This is a genomic window from Croceicoccus naphthovorans (genome assembly GCF_001028705.1).
GTDB lineage: Bacteria > Pseudomonadota > Alphaproteobacteria > Sphingomonadales > Sphingomonadaceae > Croceicoccus > Croceicoccus naphthovorans.
Map to the genome: position 1 here is coordinate 2,693,100 of NZ_CP011770.1, position 18,869 is coordinate 2,711,968.

18 protein-coding genes are annotated in these 18,869 nt (G+C 65.6%); all 18 read right to left on the bottom strand.

Going from position 1 to position 18,869, the window contains the following annotated elements:
- Window positions 1–3: 3 nt before the first annotated feature.
- The 18 genes from AB433_RS20610 to AB433_RS13590 all read right to left on the bottom strand — a co-directional run bounded on the left by AB433_RS20610 (window position 4) and on the right by AB433_RS13590 (window position 18,829).
- On the bottom strand, window positions 4–342 hold the full coding sequence (locus AB433_RS20610; protein WP_156170829.1) for a hypothetical protein: 339 nt from the start codon (window positions 340–342) through the stop codon (window positions 4–6).
- A 95-nt stretch (window positions 343–437) separates the two neighbouring features.
- Window positions 438–1,694, bottom strand: coding sequence for a cell division protein FtsA (ftsA, locus tag AB433_RS13510; protein WP_047821693.1), 1,257 nt, complete (start codon window positions 1,692–1,694; stop codon window positions 438–440).
- Complete coding sequence (locus tag AB433_RS13515; RefSeq protein WP_047821696.1) at window positions 1,694–2,647, bottom strand: cell division protein FtsQ/DivIB; 954 nt, start codon at window positions 2,645–2,647, stop codon at window positions 1,694–1,696. The genes ftsA and AB433_RS13515 overlap by 1 nt, the downstream gene beginning before the upstream one ends.
- A complete protein-coding gene (gene murB, locus AB433_RS13520; protein WP_179944981.1) occupies window positions 2,644–3,612 on the bottom strand; it encodes a UDP-N-acetylmuramate dehydrogenase in 969 nt (322 codons plus the stop codon). The genes AB433_RS13515 and murB overlap by 4 nt, the downstream gene beginning before the upstream one ends.
- Entirely contained in the window at window positions 3,612–5,033 is a 1,422-nt protein-coding gene (murC, locus tag AB433_RS13525; protein ID WP_047821698.1) for a UDP-N-acetylmuramate--L-alanine ligase, read from the bottom strand. Before murC ends, murB begins: the two co-directional genes overlap by 1 nt.
- A complete protein-coding gene (gene murG / locus AB433_RS13530; protein ID WP_047821699.1) occupies window positions 5,030–6,199 on the bottom strand; it encodes an undecaprenyldiphospho-muramoylpentapeptide beta-N-acetylglucosaminyltransferase in 1,170 nt (389 codons plus the stop codon). Before murG ends, murC begins: the two co-directional genes overlap by 4 nt.
- 8 nt (window positions 6,200–6,207) lie before the next feature.
- Window positions 6,208–7,437 (bottom strand): FtsW/RodA/SpoVE family cell cycle protein, encoded by a 1,230-nt coding sequence (locus AB433_RS13535; RefSeq protein WP_082134935.1) that lies wholly within the window; start codon window positions 7,435–7,437, stop codon window positions 6,208–6,210.
- Entirely contained in the window at window positions 7,434–8,777 is a 1,344-nt protein-coding gene (murD, locus tag AB433_RS13540; RefSeq protein ID WP_047824112.1) for a UDP-N-acetylmuramoyl-L-alanine--D-glutamate ligase, read from the bottom strand. Before murD ends, AB433_RS13535 begins: the two co-directional genes overlap by 4 nt.
- A gap of 32 nt (window positions 8,778–8,809) precedes the next feature.
- Window positions 8,810–9,871, bottom strand: a complete 1,062-nt coding sequence (mraY, locus tag AB433_RS13545; protein ID WP_047821701.1) for a phospho-N-acetylmuramoyl-pentapeptide-transferase — start codon at window positions 9,869–9,871, stop codon at window positions 8,810–8,812.
- A 167-nt stretch (window positions 9,872–10,038) separates the two neighbouring features.
- On the bottom strand, window positions 10,039–11,007 hold the full coding sequence (locus AB433_RS13550; protein ID WP_047821703.1) for a hypothetical protein: 969 nt from the start codon (window positions 11,005–11,007) through the stop codon (window positions 10,039–10,041).
- Window positions 11,004–12,479: a UDP-N-acetylmuramoyl-L-alanyl-D-glutamate--2,6-diaminopimelate ligase gene (locus AB433_RS13555; RefSeq protein ID WP_047821706.1), complete on the bottom strand. Its 1,476-nt coding sequence runs from the start codon at window positions 12,477–12,479 to the stop codon at window positions 11,004–11,006. The genes AB433_RS13550 and AB433_RS13555 overlap by 4 nt, the downstream gene beginning before the upstream one ends.
- Window positions 12,479–14,251, bottom strand: coding sequence for a peptidoglycan D,D-transpeptidase FtsI family protein (locus AB433_RS13560; protein ID WP_082134936.1), 1,773 nt, complete (start codon window positions 14,249–14,251; stop codon window positions 12,479–12,481). Before AB433_RS13560 ends, AB433_RS13555 begins: the two co-directional genes overlap by 1 nt.
- Window positions 14,251–14,877 (bottom strand): hypothetical protein, encoded by a 627-nt coding sequence (locus AB433_RS19580; protein WP_053059172.1) that lies wholly within the window; start codon window positions 14,875–14,877, stop codon window positions 14,251–14,253. The genes AB433_RS13560 and AB433_RS19580 overlap by 1 nt, the downstream gene beginning before the upstream one ends.
- Window positions 14,874–15,833: a 16S rRNA (cytosine(1402)-N(4))-methyltransferase RsmH gene (gene rsmH / locus AB433_RS13570; RefSeq protein ID WP_047821708.1), complete on the bottom strand. Its 960-nt coding sequence runs from the start codon at window positions 15,831–15,833 to the stop codon at window positions 14,874–14,876. Before rsmH ends, AB433_RS19580 begins: the two co-directional genes overlap by 4 nt.
- Window positions 15,830–16,333: a division/cell wall cluster transcriptional repressor MraZ gene (locus AB433_RS13575; protein ID WP_047821710.1), complete on the bottom strand. Its 504-nt coding sequence runs from the start codon at window positions 16,331–16,333 to the stop codon at window positions 15,830–15,832. The genes rsmH and AB433_RS13575 overlap by 4 nt, the downstream gene beginning before the upstream one ends.
- Before the next feature lie 344 nt (window positions 16,334–16,677).
- Window positions 16,678–17,493 (bottom strand): Gldg family protein, encoded by an 816-nt coding sequence (locus AB433_RS13580; protein ID WP_053059173.1) that lies wholly within the window; start codon window positions 17,491–17,493, stop codon window positions 16,678–16,680.
- Window positions 17,490–17,825 (bottom strand): hypothetical protein, encoded by a 336-nt coding sequence (locus tag AB433_RS13585; RefSeq protein WP_053059174.1) that lies wholly within the window; start codon window positions 17,823–17,825, stop codon window positions 17,490–17,492. The genes AB433_RS13580 and AB433_RS13585 overlap by 4 nt, the downstream gene beginning before the upstream one ends.
- Window positions 17,826–17,827: 2 nt before the next feature.
- Window positions 17,828–18,829, bottom strand: a complete 1,002-nt coding sequence (locus tag AB433_RS13590; RefSeq protein WP_047821712.1) for a cysteine synthase A — start codon at window positions 18,827–18,829, stop codon at window positions 17,828–17,830.
- Window positions 18,830–18,869: the final 40 nt, after the last annotated feature.

Genomic DNA, 18,869 nt, shown 5'->3' on the forward strand with positions numbered 1-18,869 from the left:
CATTCAATTTGCGGGCGGGGTAATCGTCCAACTGGCCGTGTAGTCGGGGTCCACGACCATTTCCCCTGTGCTCCTCAATCGATAAGAACCCGACTTAGCGGCGAAGAATGCTCTCAAGTCTGGCGGAAGGGTGTAGGTTTCTCCAAGCCGGCTGCCTTCCAAGCGCAGCCTGATTCCGCGAGCAGGGTCCGCGTCCATAACCGTGCCGAACATCTGCTCCAGTCGGTCGCCTGCTGGCTCTTCATAGGTGATGCCGACAATGACAGTCGCGCCACAAAGTTCTTTAGCAAAAGCTTGGTCCCACGCGGGTCGATTGTTTGATTTGCGGAAGGGCCATTTCATTCAACAGGCTTAGCAGCTTCAGGTCGGCTAACCACCCCATTGCGGACATTCAGGCGCTCAAGCCACCAAGCCAAAGTACCACTTTGGCTTGATCGTCAAAAATACTCCCGTATCGCCCGCATCACCCGCGCGGGCAGGTTCATCCGCCCGAACCGCGCCGTCGTCTGCCATGTCGATCCGTGGGTGCGAATGTCGATCGGGTCCGCCGCGGCGTAGATTACCAGCCCCGCCAGCGCGGCAAAGCCCGGTGTCGCGTGCGCTTCGGGCAGACCCTTCATCGCCGGGGGGCGCCCGGTGCGGACCGGTTTGGCCAGCGCCTGCTGCACATAATCGGCAAGGCCCGCCAGTTCCGCGCCGCCGCCAGTCAGCACGATCTGCCGCCCGTTGCCGCCGCGCCCGGTCACGAATCCCAGCCCTTTCAGCGCCTTGGCCACGTCCTCGGTCCAACGCGAAAGCTGGCCGTTGATCGTGCTGATCAGGTCGGCGCGGGGAATTTCCTCACCGCCATCGGTGAGGGGGATTTTCTCGCGATGGTCGGTCGGGCTGGCGATGGCGCTGCCGTAGACGCATTTGAGCCGCTCTGCCTGCGCGCGGCGCACGCCGAAGGCCCCGGCCACGCTGTCGGTCAGGTCATTGGAGCCGTAGGGTAGGACCGTCACGCCCACCAGCATCCCGCCGACGTGGACCGAAACGTGGGTGACTTCCGCGCCGAAATCGACGACCGCAACGCCCAGTTCGCGCTCTTCCTCTGTCAAACAGGCATGGCCGCTTGCGACCGCCGCGCCGACAACGCCCTCAACTTCAAGATGCGCGCTCTGCACCGCTTCCATCAGGTTGCGTAAGGGGCCCGCCTCGGCCTCCATCACGTGGACCGCAACGGCCAGCCGCTGGGCATGAAGCCCGCGCGGGTTCGACACGCCCTGCGCGCCGTCCAGCACGTAATGCGCGGGCTGAGCATGGAGTACGACCTTGGGCTCGCCCACTTGCGGCACGATGCGTTCCCGCGCTTCGGCCAAGAGGTATTCGACGTCGTCCTGATCGATCCGGCGACCGCCGATCTCGATATCGACCTCGCGGATCTCGCTCATCAGGCCTGCGTTGGCGCAACCGATCCACACGCTCGACACTTGCGTATCGGCGGCGCGTTCGGCGCGTTCGATGGCGTCGCGAATGGCGTGCGTGGCCGCGTCCATGTCGGTGACATAGCCGCGCCGGATGCCGTCCGCCGCGCGGTGGCCGGAACCGAGCACGATCATCTCGCCATCGCCCGTCAGCCCCGCGATCATCGCGGAAATGCGGAACGACCCGATGTTGATCGCGCCGAACACCTTTTCGATCCGTAGGTTCGCCATCAATCGCCCCCTGCCTGTGTCTCTGCCTTCGCGGCCAGCCGTTTCGCCTCGGCCCGCGCCTCTGCCTCTTCCGCCGCGCGGCCCGGCACGCGCATATAAACCTTGGACGGGTCGCGCATGTCGAACACTGCGACGCTGCCGCCCAGCAGGCGGTTCATGCCGTCCATCTGCGCGAACGCCACCAAGGCCTCGCTCGCCTCCGCCTCGCCTTCGGGCAGGGCCACGACCTGTCCGGTGGCAAAGGTGATGTTCCACCGGCGATGGCCGATCCATTCGGCCCCGCGCACCTGTTTCTTCAATGCGGGCGCGGAATCGAGCAGCAGCGCCAGATCGCCAGCGCGTTCGGCGGCGCCGTCGCCTTTCAACACCAGCATCTTCTGCGCCTTGGCCGGGGCAACCGGCTCCAGCTGATGGCCCGCAGGATCGATCAGAACGAAGTTCTCACCCTGCTGCAACACCGCGTGGGGGGTGCGTTCGATCACGTCGATCACCAGCTTGTCGGGCAATTGCCGCGACACGCGCGCATCGCGCACCCACGGCAGCGCGACCAGTTCTTCACGCAGGGCCGCTACGTCCAGCCGGGTCATCGGCTGCGTCTGCGCGGCGATGGCTCGGCGGTAGATTTCCTGGCTGTCCATGCGCTTTACGCCGTGGACCTCGACCTGCTTGACCGCGAACCCAGCATCGCGCGCGAAATTACCGATCTTCTCGTCAGCAAATCCGGGCAGGCCCGACACGACCGCCAGCGCCCCTGCCGCCGTAATCACGACCAGTGCGATCACCGCGGTAAACAGCCGTTGCAGCGCCTTTTCCGACAGGCCGAGCGCACCAACCAGCCCGTTCAGCAATCCGCCAGTCCGCGCCCGCGCATCGGCGACGGCGCGCTTCTTGCCCTTGCTGGCAGCGGCGCGCCTTACGCCCTTGCCGCCGCGCTTGATCGTGGTGCTGCTCATAGCGAGGGTTCCACGGTCACTTTGCCGAAATTGCCGACGCGGCGGATTTCCCATTCCAGCGTCACGCCCGACTTGGCACGGACGCGTCGGCGCACCTCCTCGCCCAGCGCCTCGATATCGGCGCTCGTCGCCTCGCCGCGGTTGATCAGGAAATTGGTGTGCTTTTCGCTGACTTGCGCATCGCCCAGCGTCAGGCCCCGGCACCCCGCCTCGTCCACCAGCTTCCACGCCGATGTCCCTTCGGGGTTCTTGAAAGTCGAACCGCCGGTCTTGGTGCGCAACGGCTGCGATGCTTCGCGCGCTTCGGTGATGCGGTCCATCTCGGCCTGAATCGTGGCGGGATCGCCCGGTTCACCACGCATCGTGGCGGATACGACGATGGCCCCGTCGGGCAGGTCCGAATGGCGATAGGTATAGCCCATGTCGGCAAGGCCGAGCGTCTTCACTGTGCCATCGCGCAGCACGACGTCGCACTGGGTCAGCACGTCCTTGACCTCGCGCCCATAGGCGCCGCCGTTCATGCGCACGAAGCCACCGACGGTGCCGGGAATGGACTTGAGGAATTCGAGGCCCGCCACGCCGGCTTTTTGTGCGGTAGAGCTGGCCAGGACGCCAGGCGTTCCGCCGCCAAAGCGCAAGGTGCTGTCGCCTAGGTCTGTGCAATCGAAAAACGGCTTGCCCAACCGCACAACCACGCCGGGCACGCCGCCATCGCGGACGATCATGTTGGAACCGAGGCCGAGGCCCATGACCGGCACATCGGCGGGCAGCGCGGCGAGGAATTCGGACAGGTCTGCGGTATCTTCGGGTTCAAACAAAAGTTCGGCGGGCCCGCCGGTCTTGAACCACGTCAGCTTCGCCAACGGCGCCTCGGCGGTCAGCGTGCCGCGCGGGGCAGGCACGGTAAAGGTGCCGCTCTCCAGCGTAATCTCCAGCGTATCGTCGTGGCAAACGATATGCGCCATCAGCCCGACCGTTTCGCATTGACGGCATCGGCAAGCCCAGCCGCCCACTTGGTGATGTCGCCCGCGCCAAGGCACACGACCTGATCGTTCGGTTCGATGGTTTCGGACAGCACTTTGGCCAGCGCGTCGGCGCTTTCGACGACGCTTACGGTGCGGTGGCCACGATCCTTCAGGCCTGCGACCAGCGCCCCTGCATCCACGCCCTCTATCGGCTGCTCGCCCGCCGGATAGACCGGGGTGACATAGACGACATCGGCGTCGTTGAAGGCCTGCTGAAAGTCGCCCATGTGATCGCGCAGGCGCGTGAAACGGTGCGGCTGGGCCACGGCGATCACCCTGCCGCGCGCACCTTCGCGGGCGGCGGACAGCACGGCGCGGATTTCGACCGGGTGGTGGCCGTAATCGTCGATGACCAGTGCCGGATCCCCGCCAGTCGCAATTTCGCCCACCTTGGTGAAGCGGCGCTTGACGCCGGAAAAGCGCGAGAAGCCTTCGGAGATGGTCGCGTGCGGGCACTGCATTTCCAGCGCCACGGCAATCGCCGCCAGCGAGTTCTGCACGTTGTGCCGCCCCGCCATCGGCAGGTCGACGCCTTCGATCTTGTCGATATGCCCGTCGCGGTGGCGGATCGTCACGTCGAACGTGTTGCCGCCGGGATAAGGCTGGACATTCTCGCCCCGCACGTCGGCTTGTGCGGAAAAGCCGTAGGTCACCACGCGGCGGTCGCGGATCTTGGGCAGGATCGCCTGCACCTCGGGGTGGTCGATGCACAGCACCGCCGCGCCGTAGAACGGCACGTTCTCGATGAATTCGACGAAAGCATCTTTCACCGCATCGAAGCTGCCGTAATGGTCGAGGTGTTCGGGATCGATGTTGGTGACGACTGCGATCTGCCCGTCGAGACGCAGGAAAGAACCATCGCTCTCGTCCGCCTCAACGACCATCCAGTCGCTTTCACCCACGCGCGCATTGCTGCCATAGGAATTGATGATGCCGCCGTTGATAACCGTCGGGTCCACCCCGCCTGCATCGAGCAGCGCGGCGATCATGCTGGTCGTCGTCGTCTTGCCATGCGTACCCGCCACCGCGACCGTGCGTTTCAGCCGCATCAGTTCGGCCAGCATCTCGGCGCGGCGCACCACGGGGATGCGGTTTTCCAGCGCGGCGACGACTTCGGGATTGGTGCGCTTCACGGCAGTGGACGTGACCAGGACGGCGACACCGTCAAGGTTCTCCGCCTTTTGCCCGATCATCACCGGGATGCCCTTTTCGCGCAGCCCTTCGACGACGTAGCTCTCGTTGATGTCGCTGCCCTGCACCGAGTAGCCGAGGTTGTGCATCACCTCGGCAATGCCGGACATGCCGATGCCGCCGATCCCTGCAAAGTGGATCGTGCCAATGTCGGTGCCGACACCCTTCATGCGCCCGCTCCCACGACTTCGCCGCTGGCCTCGGGCTTGCCCTTGCCGATGCGGATCACGTCCATAAGCGGCTCTCCGCCAAAGCTTTCGACAAGGTCGGCCAGATCCTTCGCCGCATCCGGGCGGCCGCAGTTCCACGCCATGTGCGCGGCATTGCCAAGCGTTTCGGGATCGGCGGCCATCGCTTCGATCTGGCGAGACAGCTGCTCTGGCGTAAAGCTGTCCTGCCGGATCGCACGGGCACCGCCAGCGGCGACCATTTCGGCAGCGTTCACGCTCTGATGATCGTCCATCGCGCCGGGCAGAGGAATCAGGATCGCGGGGCGGCCCACGGCGGTCAGTTCGGCAATGGTCGATGCGCCCGCGCGCCCGATGAACAGGTGCGCATCGGCAAGGCGTTCGGCCATGTCCTCGAAATAGGTGCCCAGTTCTGCCGGAATCTCATGCGCCTGATAGGCGGCGCGCACGCCCTCGATGTCGGCGGCGCGGCATTGCTGCGTGACTTGCAAGCGGTGCCGGATGCTTTCGGGCAGCATGGCGAGGCCGTCGGGCACGACTTTCGACAGGATCGACGCCCCCTGACTGCCGCCCGTTACCAGCACGCGCAGCAGGCCATCGGCGCTGAACGGCGGATAAGGCTTGTCGCGCAGGGCCAGCACCTCGGTCCGCACCGGATTGCCCAGCTTGTGGACGCGGGCCAAGGCCTTGGCGGGTAGCCGCTCCACCCGGTCATAGGCGGTGACGATCGCCGCCGCACTTCCCGCCAGCAATCGGTTCACCCGGCCCAGCACCGCGTTCTGTTCGTGGATCACCGCAGGCACGCCAGCCGCGCGCGCCGCCAGCAGGCCGGGCATCGACGGATAGCCGCCGAAGCCGACGACCGCGCTCGGCTCGAATTCGCGCATCAGGCGCAGCGCCTGCTTCCGGCCCTTCCAGATCGCGATCAGGCCCTTGATCTTGCCGACGATCCCGCCATCCATGCGCCCGGCGGGCAGCACGTTGACCTCGAGCCCATCGGGCACGCCCGGTATCGCCTCGCCCCGGCTATCGGTGACAAGGGCCACGCGGTGGCCGCGTTCGATCAATTCCCGCGCCAGTGCAAAGGCGGGGATCATGTGTCCGCCGGTGCCCCCGGCGGCGAGTACGTAATGGCGATAGACGCTCATCGCTCAGTTCATTTCCTTCTCGGCCCCTTGGGCAGGCCGTCGCGCGTCAGATAGGGGTTGCGCCGCGTGACCGCCAGCAACAGGCCGACCGTCAGGCACAGCGCGATCATCGAGGAACCGCCGTAGGAGATCAACGGCAGGGTCATGCCCTTCGACGGAAAAAGCTGAAGGTTCACCGCCATGTTGATGAACGCCTGACCGCCCAACAGCGTGGCCAATCCAGTACCAGCCAGCAGCGTGAACAAGTCGTCTTCCCCCGCCAGACGCCACAGCACCCGCACCACCAGCGCGCAGAACAGCATGGCAATGCCCGCAACCGCAATCAGGCCGAATTCCTCTCCGATCACTGAAAGGATATAGTCGGTATGCGCCTCGGGCAGGATTTTCTTGCGCTCGCCCATCCACAGCCCGCGCCCGAACCAGCCGCCGCTGGTCAGCGTCTTGTTGGCAAGATCGACCTGGCTATAGGCCTCTGCCCCGCCAAGAAACGCATCGATGCGGTGCCGGGCATTGTCGTAGAAAAAGTACGCGCCGACGACGAGGCCGACAATCCCGCCCGCGCCCCATCCGATCAGCTTCATCGGCATGCCCGATGTGATGGCCAGCACGAACCAGACACCGCAAAGCAGAATCGCCGTGCCGAAGTCCGGCTGCAACATCAGCAGCGCGCAGGAAACCGCCAGCAACGCGCCAGACAGCACCATCACCGGCAGTTGCGGATCGCGCACCCGCCACGACATGATCCACGCGGTCAACACGGCGAATGCAGGCTTGTAGAACTCCGAAGGTTGAAACGATGCGCCCAGCCGTATCCAGCGCCGCGCGCCGTTGATCTCTGCCCCCACGAAGGGCACCGCCAGCAGCAGGACGAACATCACTGCGCTCAGCAGGATGGCAAAACGACGCGCTGATGTGCGCGGAAGGATAGAGGCCGCGAACATCGCCCCGATACCCAGCACCAGATAGGCGATGTGCATCCAGAAGAAGTGCAGGTCCGACAGCTGCGTTTCCGCGGTCGACAGGCGATGCGCGCTGGCTGCGCTGCCCGCCGCTACACCGATCACGCCGACCATCATCAGCGCGGCAACGATGGACAGCAGCACCTTGTCTATCTCTCGCCACCAAACCGCCAGTTCGTGCCAGCGGCCCTTGCGGCGCGGCGGCGGCTTACGCACGATATGGACCCCACCCGCACCGGGCTGAAAGCTGCCGCCATCGAACTGCGGTGTCGCGGTCATTGCGAACCTCCATTGGCAAGCGAGCGCACCATACTGACAAAGGCCTCGCCACGCTTTTCGTAATCGCGGAACTGGTCGAAACTGGCGCACGCCGGGCTGAGCAGGACGACATCGCCCGGCTGTGCGGCGGCGGCGGCGGCGCGGACCGCCTCTGCCAGCAATTCGGCACGTTCGATATACGGCACCCGGCCTTCCAGCAGGCGGGCGAACATCTGGCCGGATTCGCCGATGGTATAGGCGGCGGCGACGTTGCCGAGGTGCGGCTCGATCTCGCCAAGGTTGTCGCCTTTGGGCAAGCCGCCGACGATCCAGTGCACGCGCGGATGATCGCTGGGCGGATAGGCGGCAATGGCGGGCGCGGCAGAGGCGGGGTTGGTCGCCTTGGAATCGTTGACAAAGGCGACGCCGCCTATCGACGTCACGTATTCCATCCGGTGCGGCAGGCCCTTGAAGCTTTTCAGCCCCGCGGCGATTTCCGCATCGCTCAGCCCCAGCTTGCGCGCGGTCGCCACGGCGGCAGCGGCGTTGCCGAGATTGTGCGGCCCTTGCAACGCGGGCCATTCAGATTGGTCACCCGGCAGCGTCACATCCTCGATCACGACAGGCGCGCGCCCATCCAGCGCGCGGCCCACCGGGCGAATTTCGTGCAGCGAATGGCGGTCAACGATGGCAAGGCCGTGCCCATGCTGCATTTCGAACAGCCGCGCCTTGCTGGCGGCATAGCCGGGGAAGCCCTCGTCATAGCGATCGAGGTGATCGGGCGAGACGTTGAGCAGGATCGCCACATCGCATTCCAGCGTGCGGGTCAGATCGATCTGATAGCTCGACAGTTCGAGCACATAAGCCCCGCCAGCGGCCAACGGCTCGGTGCTGAGGATCGGAATGCCGATATTGCCGCCCAGCCGCGCAAGCCGCCCGCTGCTTTCCAGCAGGTGGTGGATCAGCGCGGTCGTGGTCGACTTGCCGTTGGTGCCGGTGATCCCGACCACGCGGTGCGGCGGCAGCGACCTGCGCGCCAATGCGAACAGTTCGATATCGCCGATCAGCGGCACGTTGGCGCTGCGCGCGACATCGGCGATGGGATGGCGATTGATCGGCACGCCGGGGGAAACGACGATACCCTGCGCGCCCTTAACGCTCTCGGCCGTCAATTCGCCGATCACGCATTGCTCTCCCGCATGGGCCAGTGCCGCCTTGGCGACATTGCGCGCATCCTCGCTACGGTCCCACGCGATCACCGACGCCCCGGCGGCGCACAGCGCGCGCACGGTAGCAAGGCCGCTGCGGGCAAGGCCCAGCACGGCATATCTGCTTCCGGCGAAAACCGCCTCTGGCAGGATCGAGGCGGGCCCACCCAAGGCGCTTTGGTCGCTCACCGCACTTTCAGCGTGGCAAGGCCGATGACCGCCAACACGATGGCGACGATCCAGAACCGGATGACAACCGTGCTTTCGGCCCAGCCCTTTTGTTCGAAGTGGTGGTGGATCGGTGCCATGCGAAAGATTCGCTTGCCGGTCCGCTTGAACCAGAACACCTGCACGATGACCGACACCGCTTCCAGCACGAAGAGCCCGCCGACGATGGCCAGCACGACTTCATGATGCGCGGCCACCGCGATAACGCCCAGCGCCCCGCCAAGGGCCAGCGACCCGGTATCGCCCATGAACACGGCAGCGGGCGGTGCGTTGAACCACAGGAAAGCCAGGCCCGCGCCGATGATCGCGGCACACAGGATCGCCAGTTCGCCCGCGTTCTCGACATAGGGAATGCCAAGGTATTCCGAATAGTCGGCCCGGCCGACCAGATAGGCGATGATCGCAAAGGTGCCGCTGGCGATGATGACCGGCATGATGGCCAGCCCGTCCAGCCCGTCGGTCAGGTTCACCGCATTGCCCGCGCCGACGATCACGAAGGCCGCGAAGACGTAATAGACCGGCCCCATCGGGATGCCGAAGGTCAGGAACGGCAGGTAGAGGTTGGTATCATCCACCACCAGCCAGGCGGCGAGACCCGCTACCGCGAATTCGAACATCAGGCGCACCTTGCCCGAAACGCCCTTGTGGCTGCGCTTCGTCACCTTGTCGTAATCGTCGAAGAAGCCGATCGCACCAAACCCGATGGTGACGGCGATGCAGGCCCAGACCATCCAGCTGTTAAGGTCCATCCACAACAGCATCGAAATCAACACCGAAGTGATGATCATCAACCCGCCCATCGTCGGCGTGCCGCGCTTGGCAAGGTGCGTCTGCGGCCCGTCGGCGCGGATCGGCTGGCCCTTGCCCTGCCGCACGCGCAGCATGTCGATAAAGCGCGGACCGATCACCATGCCGATGGTGAGCGCCGTCAACAGGCAGGCCCCCGCCCGAAAGCTTTGGTAACGGATCAGGTTGGCCAGTCCTTCAAATTCGAAAAACTGGGCGATCAGGTAAAGCATCGACGATCCTCAGGCGCGAAAACAGCGGTAGGCGGGGGTCGCGGCGGACGGCACGAAAACCGGTCCCCAGCAATGCGCGAAGCGGCCCGCTTTGTGAAGCGGGCCGCTGTTGCTTTCCCCAATCCGGGGCGGGCTTTTGCCCAATATGTCCGGCGGCGAAACCGCCATTACATCGCCGCGGCCCGTTTGCCCGGCACTTCGTCGCAAGCGGGCTGAAGCGCCAGCGCCGCGCAGCCCAGCGAAGCCCCGGCGGCCCGCATCGCACCCAGCACGGCAAGCGAGGCGCAGGCATCGCCGAAATGATCGCCCAGTGCATAGCACATGCGCTGCCCCATCATCTCTGCGGTGACCAGCCAACCGCCATCCGATCCCCGAACCGCGTCCAAAAGGCAGATGTCGCTGCTCGCCTTGCGACCATAGCCATAGACCTGCGCGCCAACGTCCAGCGCGGCGGCGCGCCAGCAGGCAAAGTCGGGGTGATCGGCGGGCAGAACCGCCGCGCCGCCGCGTTGCAGGGCGGCACCGGCGCGAATACCCTCGGCCCGGCTCATCTCGCGGCCGCCTACGAAGAGGTGCGGGCGCAGGCTCTCGATGCTGTCATCCGCCGACACGCCGAAAAGGGCGTAGCTCCGGTCGGCGGCAAGCCCCGCCATCCCGGCGTGCAGGCCTTCCTCTACATCCGGCGCATAGGCAAGGCCGCGGCTGGCACGGTCCAGCGCATCGTAAAGCGCCGCCGGGGCGGAGCCGCAGCTGAAGCCCGCCTCTGCGATGATCGTCGCGCGGGCGCGGTTGCGGGCGGCGCGAGCCAGCTTTGCCAGCGCTTCGTCGATATCGTCGACCAGAACGTGCGCGCCGCGCGCCGGAAGGGTGGAAACCACGCCGACCGCGCCGCGTGCCAGTGCCGCGGCCGCATCCAGTTCACCATGCGCGAAATAGAGTGCACCGGGCACGACCGCCGCCGGGCTGGTGGCGATGGAATGCGCGGCGAAATCGCCATGCGCCGCGCCGCCGACCGACAGCGCCACGGTGTGCGCCCTCCAGAGTGTTCGATAGGCTGTACCGTCGGCCTCCTCGATGATGGCACGGCGGGTATCGTTCGGAACGGGCATGTCGTTCGCGACTGGCTGGGCACTCATGCTGCGCACTCCCTGGCTACGGTAACGTCATCGAATGGGTGGACGCGCATGGCCTCCGCGCGTCCATAAATCTGGCCTTGTTCGTGGCCCTTGCCGGCGATCAAGACGATGTCGCCCTTCCCGGCCTGTTTGATCGCGGCGGCAATCGCGGCGCGCCGTCCGTCGACCTCTGTAATGTTGTCCGCGCCTTCCGCGCCCGCCAAGATTGCGGCGCGGATCGATGCGGGATCTTCGCCGCGCGGGTTGTCGTCGGTAACGATGGCCACGTCCGAATGCGCTGCGGCAATGTCGCCCATCGGCGCGCGTTTGCCGGTATCGCGGTCGCCGCCCGCCCCGAACACCGTGATCAGACGGCCCGATACATGCGGACGCAGCGCGAAGATCGCCGCCTCCAGAGCGTCGGGCGTATGCGCATAATCGACATAGACCGGCGCGCCCGCGCGGTTGATCGCGGCCCGTTCCAGCCGGCCGCGCACCGGCTGCAATCGCGCCATCGCGTCGAACACTGCCTTCGCATCCGGTCCGTCCTTGTCGGCGGTTGCCAGCACGAGGCCCGCCGCGACCAGCGCATTTGCGGCCTGATAGGCCCCGATCAGCGGCAGCTGCACCTTGTATTCCGCGCCATCGTGGCCGAGCAGCAGGTCCTGACCCAGTTCGGTCGGCGTACGGTTGAGCAGGCGGATGCCGGCCTCCGCTGCATCCGCCTGCTCTCCCACGGCAAAGACGCGCAATCCGCGTGCCGCCGCATGGTTCCGTACCGCATCGCTGCGCGGATCGTCGGTCCAGATCACCGCCGTGCCGCCTTCCGAGACAACCTCGTCGAACAGCCGCATCTTCGCGGCGAAATACTCGTCCATGTCCGCGTGGTAATCGAGGTGATCGCGGCTGAGGTTCGTGAAAGCCCCGGCAGCGACCGGCAGACCTTCATTCCGGAACTGCGACAGCCCGTGGCTCGACGCCTCGTAGGCGACGTGGCTCACCCCTTCGCGGGCAAGGCCGGTCATGTTCGACAGGAAGGTGACGATGTCCGGCGTGGTCAATCCGGTCGAAACGCTTTCGTCCGGAGTAGTAACGCCCAGTGTACCGATCGACGCGGCAGAGCGCCCGCACATGCGCCAGATCTGGCGAGTCATCTCGACCGTGCTGGTTTTGCCGTTGGTGCCCGTAACCGCGACGATAGTGGCCGGAACCGGCTTGAAGAACCCGGCGGCAAGGCGCGCAAAAGCGCGGCGCGGGTTGGCTTCGGCGATGTGGATCGCGCCTTCGACGCTGGCTTCGGGGCGAGCGACGACCGCGACTGCTCCGGCCTGAACGGCGGCGGGAATAAAATCCTCGCCATTAACGGTCGCGCCTTCGAATGCGCCGAAAACGGTGCCGGGCGCAACCTTGCGGTTGTCGATGGCAAAGCCCGTGACGTCAGCGTCTCCGTTGATGGAAAGTCCAGCCTTCTGCGCAAGGTTGGAAAGTTTCATCAGTGGGCTCCCCCATGCTCGATCAGGGGGCGGACATCGGTCAGGTCGATGTCGCGGTTCTCGTCCGGGTACACGCCCAGCATCGGGCCGATGCGCGGAACGATCCGGCCCACCGCCGCCGCCGCATTCCATGCGGCGGTACGCTGATAGCTGGTGGCCGCCGTGCCTTTCGGCTCGTCAAACATCGTCACGACGACATAGCGCGGGTTGTCCATCGGAAAGGCCGAGGCGAACGTCGTGACCAGCGCGGTCCGCTTGTAGCCGCCGTCGACCGGCTTTTCCGCCGAACCTGTCTTGCCGCCGATGCGGAACCCGGGGGCCTCCGCCTTGCGGCCGGTCCCGTCGGTCACGATCATGCGCAGCAATTGGCGCATCCGCGCGCTGGTCGCTTCCTTGAACACCCGGCGTCCCTTGGGCACCTGATCCTCGGACAGTTTGCGCAAGGTCGCCGGACGCCAGATGCCGCCGTTGACCATCGCGGCATAGGCGCTGGCAAGGTGCAGCGGGGTCACGGCAATACCGTGGCCATAGGATACCGTCATCGTCGTCAGGCGCGGCCATTCGCCGCTGCGCCAGATCGGGAAACCGCGCGCGGGCAGCTCGATATAGGGCCGCTCGTTAAAGCCGAGCAGCTCCATCTTCGCCTTCATCCGCTTGCTGCCCAATTCGTCCGCGATCTGCGCGGTGCCGATGTTGGAGGAATGGATGAGGACTTCGGGAACGTTGATGTTCTGGCCGATGGTGTGGCTGTCACGAATGCGGAAGCGTCCGACTTGCAGCGGGCGACCCGCAGGGTAGGTGCGGCCAAGGTTGGTAATCGTGCCCGCGTCGATGGCTGCGGCAACGGTCAGCGGCTTGAAGGTAGAGCCAAGCTCGTAAACCTGATTGGTCACGCGGTTGAACATCAGCTTCATGCCGGCTTCGTCGATGTGGTTCGGGTCGAAGCTGGGCAGAGAGGCCAGCGCGATGACTTCGCCGGTATCGACATCCAGCACGATGCCGCCTGCGCCCTCTGCCTGCGCCAGACCCATCCCGCGCATCAGTTCATCTTCCAATGCCGCCTGAACGCGGGCATCGATGGCCAGCACCTGCTCACCGCCGCGCGTGGCGGCGTCGGTCAGCTGTTGATTATAGACCTCTTCCATGCCGACGCGGCCCTTGCCGTCGGCACCGACATAGCCAAGCACGTGGGCGGCCAGGTTGCCTTCGGGATAGTACCGGCTCGGCTCGGCAGGCGGCGACAGCGCCGGTTCGCCGATCTGGAACACGCGGTTCGCTTCTTCGGGCAGGATGCGGCGGCGCAGGTACTGGCCCTTGCCGCTGGCCAGCTTCTTTTCAAGATCGGCCTCGTCCATGTCGGGGAAGATCGCGACCAGTTTCTGCGCGACCTCACGCGGAGAACGGGTCAGCGGGTCGCCGCCTTCCATCGCTTTGGGGTTGAACCACAGAGCATAGGACTTGAAATCGCGCGCCAGCGGCACGCCGTTGCGGTCGACGATGGTGCCGCGATCGGGCAACAGCGCATCGCCGGCTGGGGTGAGCGATCCCGTCCCGCCGAACACGCCGATCATCGCGACGCGCAGCACCAGCACCGCCGTCGCCAGCGTGAAAACGAAAGCGATCAGCGCCACCCGCTTGCGCGCCAGCGACAGGGTAGACGCGCGCAAACCCGCGCGGCGCGCGGGCGCTGGCGGCGGGGCATGGCGCAAACCGGCGCTTCGTGCGCCGGGCCCGGTCAGCCCTTGGGCCGTGCCGAGCGGGATGGATGCCATCAGTTGGCCTTTCCGACGACGGAATCGATGTCGAAGCGATCGGCAAAGGACTGGGCCGAGTTCGCCGGGGCGACCGGCTTGACCTTGGTCTCTTCCTTCGCCGCGCGCAGCTTTGCGTCATCGCGCGCGACAAGGCGGCGCATCATTGTCGGCGCGGGCGCGGCGGCAAGGCGGATCGGCGCGTCGCTCACTGCCTCGGGCTTGCCCTTTAGCACCGGCCCCATCGTCACCGTCTCTGCCTTTTCGGCAGCGGCCATGCGGACCGGCGCGGCGGCAGTGGCTTCGCTATCCGCTTCGGCCATCATGACCGGCGCATCCTCGATAATCCGCACCGGCTTGCCCAGCGCGGCCAGTTCGGCGCGGCCGTCAAGGAACTGATCGGCACGCGGCGCGACATAGCCGAAGTCTACCTCGTTCCAGCGGACCAGCTGCTGCTGACGCGCGCGGGTCTGGAATTCGGTTTCCAGCACCGCGATCTGCTGCTTGGCCGCGATGATCGCCTTGTCGGTCTCGGCAATCTCGCTGTTCACGGCCTTGACCTGCAGCATCAGGACCAGACTGAGCGCGGTCGCCAGCACGACGGCACCGGTCCAGAGCAGCGATTGCAGGCGGGCGGCGTGGGTCATGCGGAAAGCCTTTCGGTTTCGGGACGGGCGGGTGCGGCGGTGCGGACGGCGGCGCGCAGCACGGCGGAACGGCTGCGCGGATTGCGGGCGAGTTCGACCTTGCCGGGACGCACGGCCTTCATTGGCTTGGCGAAAGTCGCCGCATGGGTGGGCGCGATATTCGGCATATGGCGCGACGGTGCCGCACCGGCGTTGGCCGCATCGCGCATGAACCGCTTCACAATGCGATCTTCAAGGCTGTGGAAGCTGACGACGGCGAGCCGGCCGCCTTCTTTAAGCAAAGCCTCAGAAGCCGACAGCGCGGCGGCCAGTTCGTCCAGTTCTCCGTTCACATGAATGCGGATTGCCTGAAAGCTGCGGGTCGCCGGATCCTTCGGAGCGCCGGGGTGATAGCCCAGCGCCTTGCGCACCACGGTCGCCAGTTGCCCGGTCGTTTCCAGCGGACGCGCGGCGACGATGGCGCGGGCGACACGGCGCGACTGACGTTCCTCGCCATATTCATAGAGCACGTCGGCAATGGTCGCCTCGTTCGCGGTATTCAGGAAATCGGCCGCAGTCTCGCCCGACTGGCTCATTCGCATGTCGAGCGGGCCGTCGGACGAAAACGCAAAGCCGCGCGCCGCCTGGTCAAGCTGCATGGAGGAGACGCCGATATCCATGACGACTCCATCTACGGCCGCCACGCCGGACGCCTGCATTGCATCCAGCATTTCGGAAAAGCGACGGGCGTGGAGGACGAGGCGCGGGTTTTCCCCGGCGGTCTCTTCCCATTGGCGCGCGGCGGCGATGGCATCGGGATCACGGTCGAACCCGTGCACGGTCGCACCGGCATCCAGCAGGGCGCGCGAATAGCCGCCCGCACCGAAGGTCGCGTCGATGATCACGCTGCCCGGTTTCGGGTTTAGCGCGGCGATCACTTCGTCGAGGAGAACGGGAATATGGGGGGAGCCGCTCACTTGCGGCCCCGCTTCGGCTTGTCGGCCTCTGCCGCGAGCGCCTTGCACGCGGCCTTCGCAGCAGCCCATTCGGGGCCCATCTCTTCCAGCTTCGCCGGGTTCCAGATCGTAAAGAACGCGCCGCCGCCCTGGAAATAGACCTGCTCTTCCAGACCGCCCAGTTCGACGAGGTATTCGGGCATGATGAAGCGGCCCGAATCGTCGAAAGGGACTTCCATGAAACCGTAGAGCTGCGCACTGCGCGTATCGCGGTCGAAGTCCTTGCCGGTGCGGATCGCGGTCTCTTCCTCGCGGTTCAGCTGTTCTTCCAGCTCTTCCATGCGCGAAAGGCCGAAACCGATCAGGCAGTCCCAACGGTCATGCTTGGCGATGCACAGGGTCTTGGCGTCGAAGGAGCTATCCTTCACGACCTTGCGGAATGCCGGAGGCAGCACAAAGCGACCCTTTTCGCCGCGAAGCGAAAAGCCCTGTCCCCTGTAGCTGAATGGCCGTAGCGCCACGAAGTCCCCGAATTCCCAAGTGTGATCCCGACGAACACGACTTTCCCACACCCGGCCGCGCGTTAGCGCTGCCCGGCACACCCCCTGCGGGTGCGGCAAAATTCGCGTTCCATGAACAGAATCAGTAATACCCCGGGTTTATCGGGGATGAAAGGGGAAATTACGGGAAAATACGGCAAAGCCCACTTTTACGGGGATTAGCGCCACTCCCTGACCCATCAGGCAGGTGCAGAATCGGGCATCGCACCCCGCGAATCAAGACCAATCCCGTGATTTCCCGCCAGAATCGGGCACGCATCCCATGCCCGTCCCGTTATTTCCCGTGAATTGCGCCGCCGGCGCGCTCAGTCCGCCTTTGGCGCAGTCTGCAAGGTGTCGAGAAGGCGGAACAGCAGCGTATCGCCCCGCTCTCCCGCATTTTCCCCGGCCCCGCTTTCGCCGGTTTCTGCGGCAGGCTCCGCATGGCTTTCCGCCAGAAAGGTCGCATCGCCCAGCAACATCACCCGGCCCGCCCCGACGCTGCATGTCGCGATCAGGTTGTCGGACGCGAAGGTGCAAGTCGATTCGTGGCCGCCCTCGATCGGTTCGAAATGGCCCGGGTCCTCAACAGTAAAGCTGTTGTCGTTCCACCGCGCTGTGCGGGGATTGCGATCCTTGTCCGCGACCAACCGCAGCCCCCAGCGCGCGAGGATCGGCGAGAGCATCGAAATCGCCTCTGGCCGACGCTTATCGCCCAGCCCGTATTTCGATTCGACGTCGAGCATCGGATCAACGATCAGCAAAGCCAGCCCGCCCCCGCGCACGAAATCATCCAGTGCGACGTTCTCTTGCGCACTGAGCGCACGCGGCTGCGCCATCAGCAACAGGCCCGGCGGTTTGAGTGCGACGGGCGTGTCGAGCGGGGTCAGATCATACCGGCTTTCCAGCGCGGTGCGGGCCCAGTGCGGCTCTTCCTGCGATTTCAGGATGTCTTTCAATCCGCCCTCGCCCCAGACGATCGGCAGGCTGGTGAACAGCAGCAGGTCGGGCTTGTCCTTGGCGGGCGTGACCGTTGCTCCTCCGGTCGGCGCGGGATCGGCAGGCTCTTCGGCACCGTTGCCCGAACAGGCGGTCAGCGCCAGTGCGGCGAAAGCGGTCAGGATCGTGGGGATACGCATCATTCGTTCGGTGTGGGCGGTGCGATGTTTTCTTGTGCGGCGCCCGGAGGCATCTGCTCTGCGGGAAGATCGGGGACGACTTGCGCCTCACCCGGCAATTCGGGGACGACACCGATATCGACCAGCGGATCGTTGGCGGGTTCGGCCTGTTGCTCCTGCGCGACAACCGCGGGATCGGTATCTTCCGCCTGCTGCGCGCTCTGCATGATCGAACTGGCCAGCGCCACGACCAACAACACCGCCAGCAAGCCACCCACGCCGACTTTCAGGCGCTGCATCGCCTCTGTCCGCGTGCCGTGCAGACCTGCCATGCTGCCCGACGGTGGCCCTGCCATGCTCAGGACTCCAGCCACGGAAAGACCGGCAGGTCCTTCGCGCGCAGCCATTCGGCGTTGTACAGACTGGATAGATAGCGAAATCCGGTGTCGCACAGGATCGTCGCGACCCGCGCCGGGCGGCCCAGCTTTCCGCTCAGTTCACGGCCCAGCAGGATCGCACCCGCGACATTGATCCCGCTCGACAGGCCAAGGCACAGGCCTTCGTCGGCCAGCAGGCGACGGACCCATTCGAGGCCATCCTGATCGGAAATGCGGTACTGAGTATCGACCGGCGCCCCGTCGAGGTTGCCAGTGATACGCCCCTGCCCGATGCCTTCTGCGACCGAAGATCCTTCGGCCTTCAGCTCGCCGCATGCGTAATAGTTATAGAGCGCCGCACCGTGCGGGTCGGACAGGGCGATGGTCACCGCCTCGTCCTTTTCCTTCAGACCCAGCCCCACGCCCGCCAGCGTGCCGCCGGTGCCGACGGCGCAGGTAAAACCGTCGATCTTGCCGGCCATCTGCTCCCAGATCTCGGGCGCGGTGGATTCGATGTGCGCGCGGCGGTTGGCGACATTGTCGAACTGGTTGGCCCAGACCGCATTCTCGGTCTCCTCGGCGATGCGGCGGCTGGTGTGCACGAAATGGCCGGGGTTGGAGAACGGCGCGGCGGGAACCAGCACCAGTTCCGCGCCGAGCGCGCGCAGCGTGTCCATCTTTTCGCGGCTTTGCGTTTCGGGCATGACGATCACCGTCTTGTAGCCCAGCGCATTGGCGACCAGCGCGATGCCGATGCCGGTGTTGCCCGCGGTGCCCTCTACAATCGTGCCGCCCGGCTTCAGGATGCCGCGCTTTTCCGCGTCGCGCACGATCCACAGCGCGGCACGGTCCTTTACCGAGGCACCGGGGTTCGCAAACTCGCACTTGCCGTAAATCTCGCACCCTGCGGCCTCGCTCGGCCCCGCGAGCCGCACAAGGGGGGTGTTGCCAATCAGCGAAAGGGTATCGGGGACGGTAATCATGACGCGGTTAGAGGTAGGCGCGGCAGCCTGTCTGGGCAAT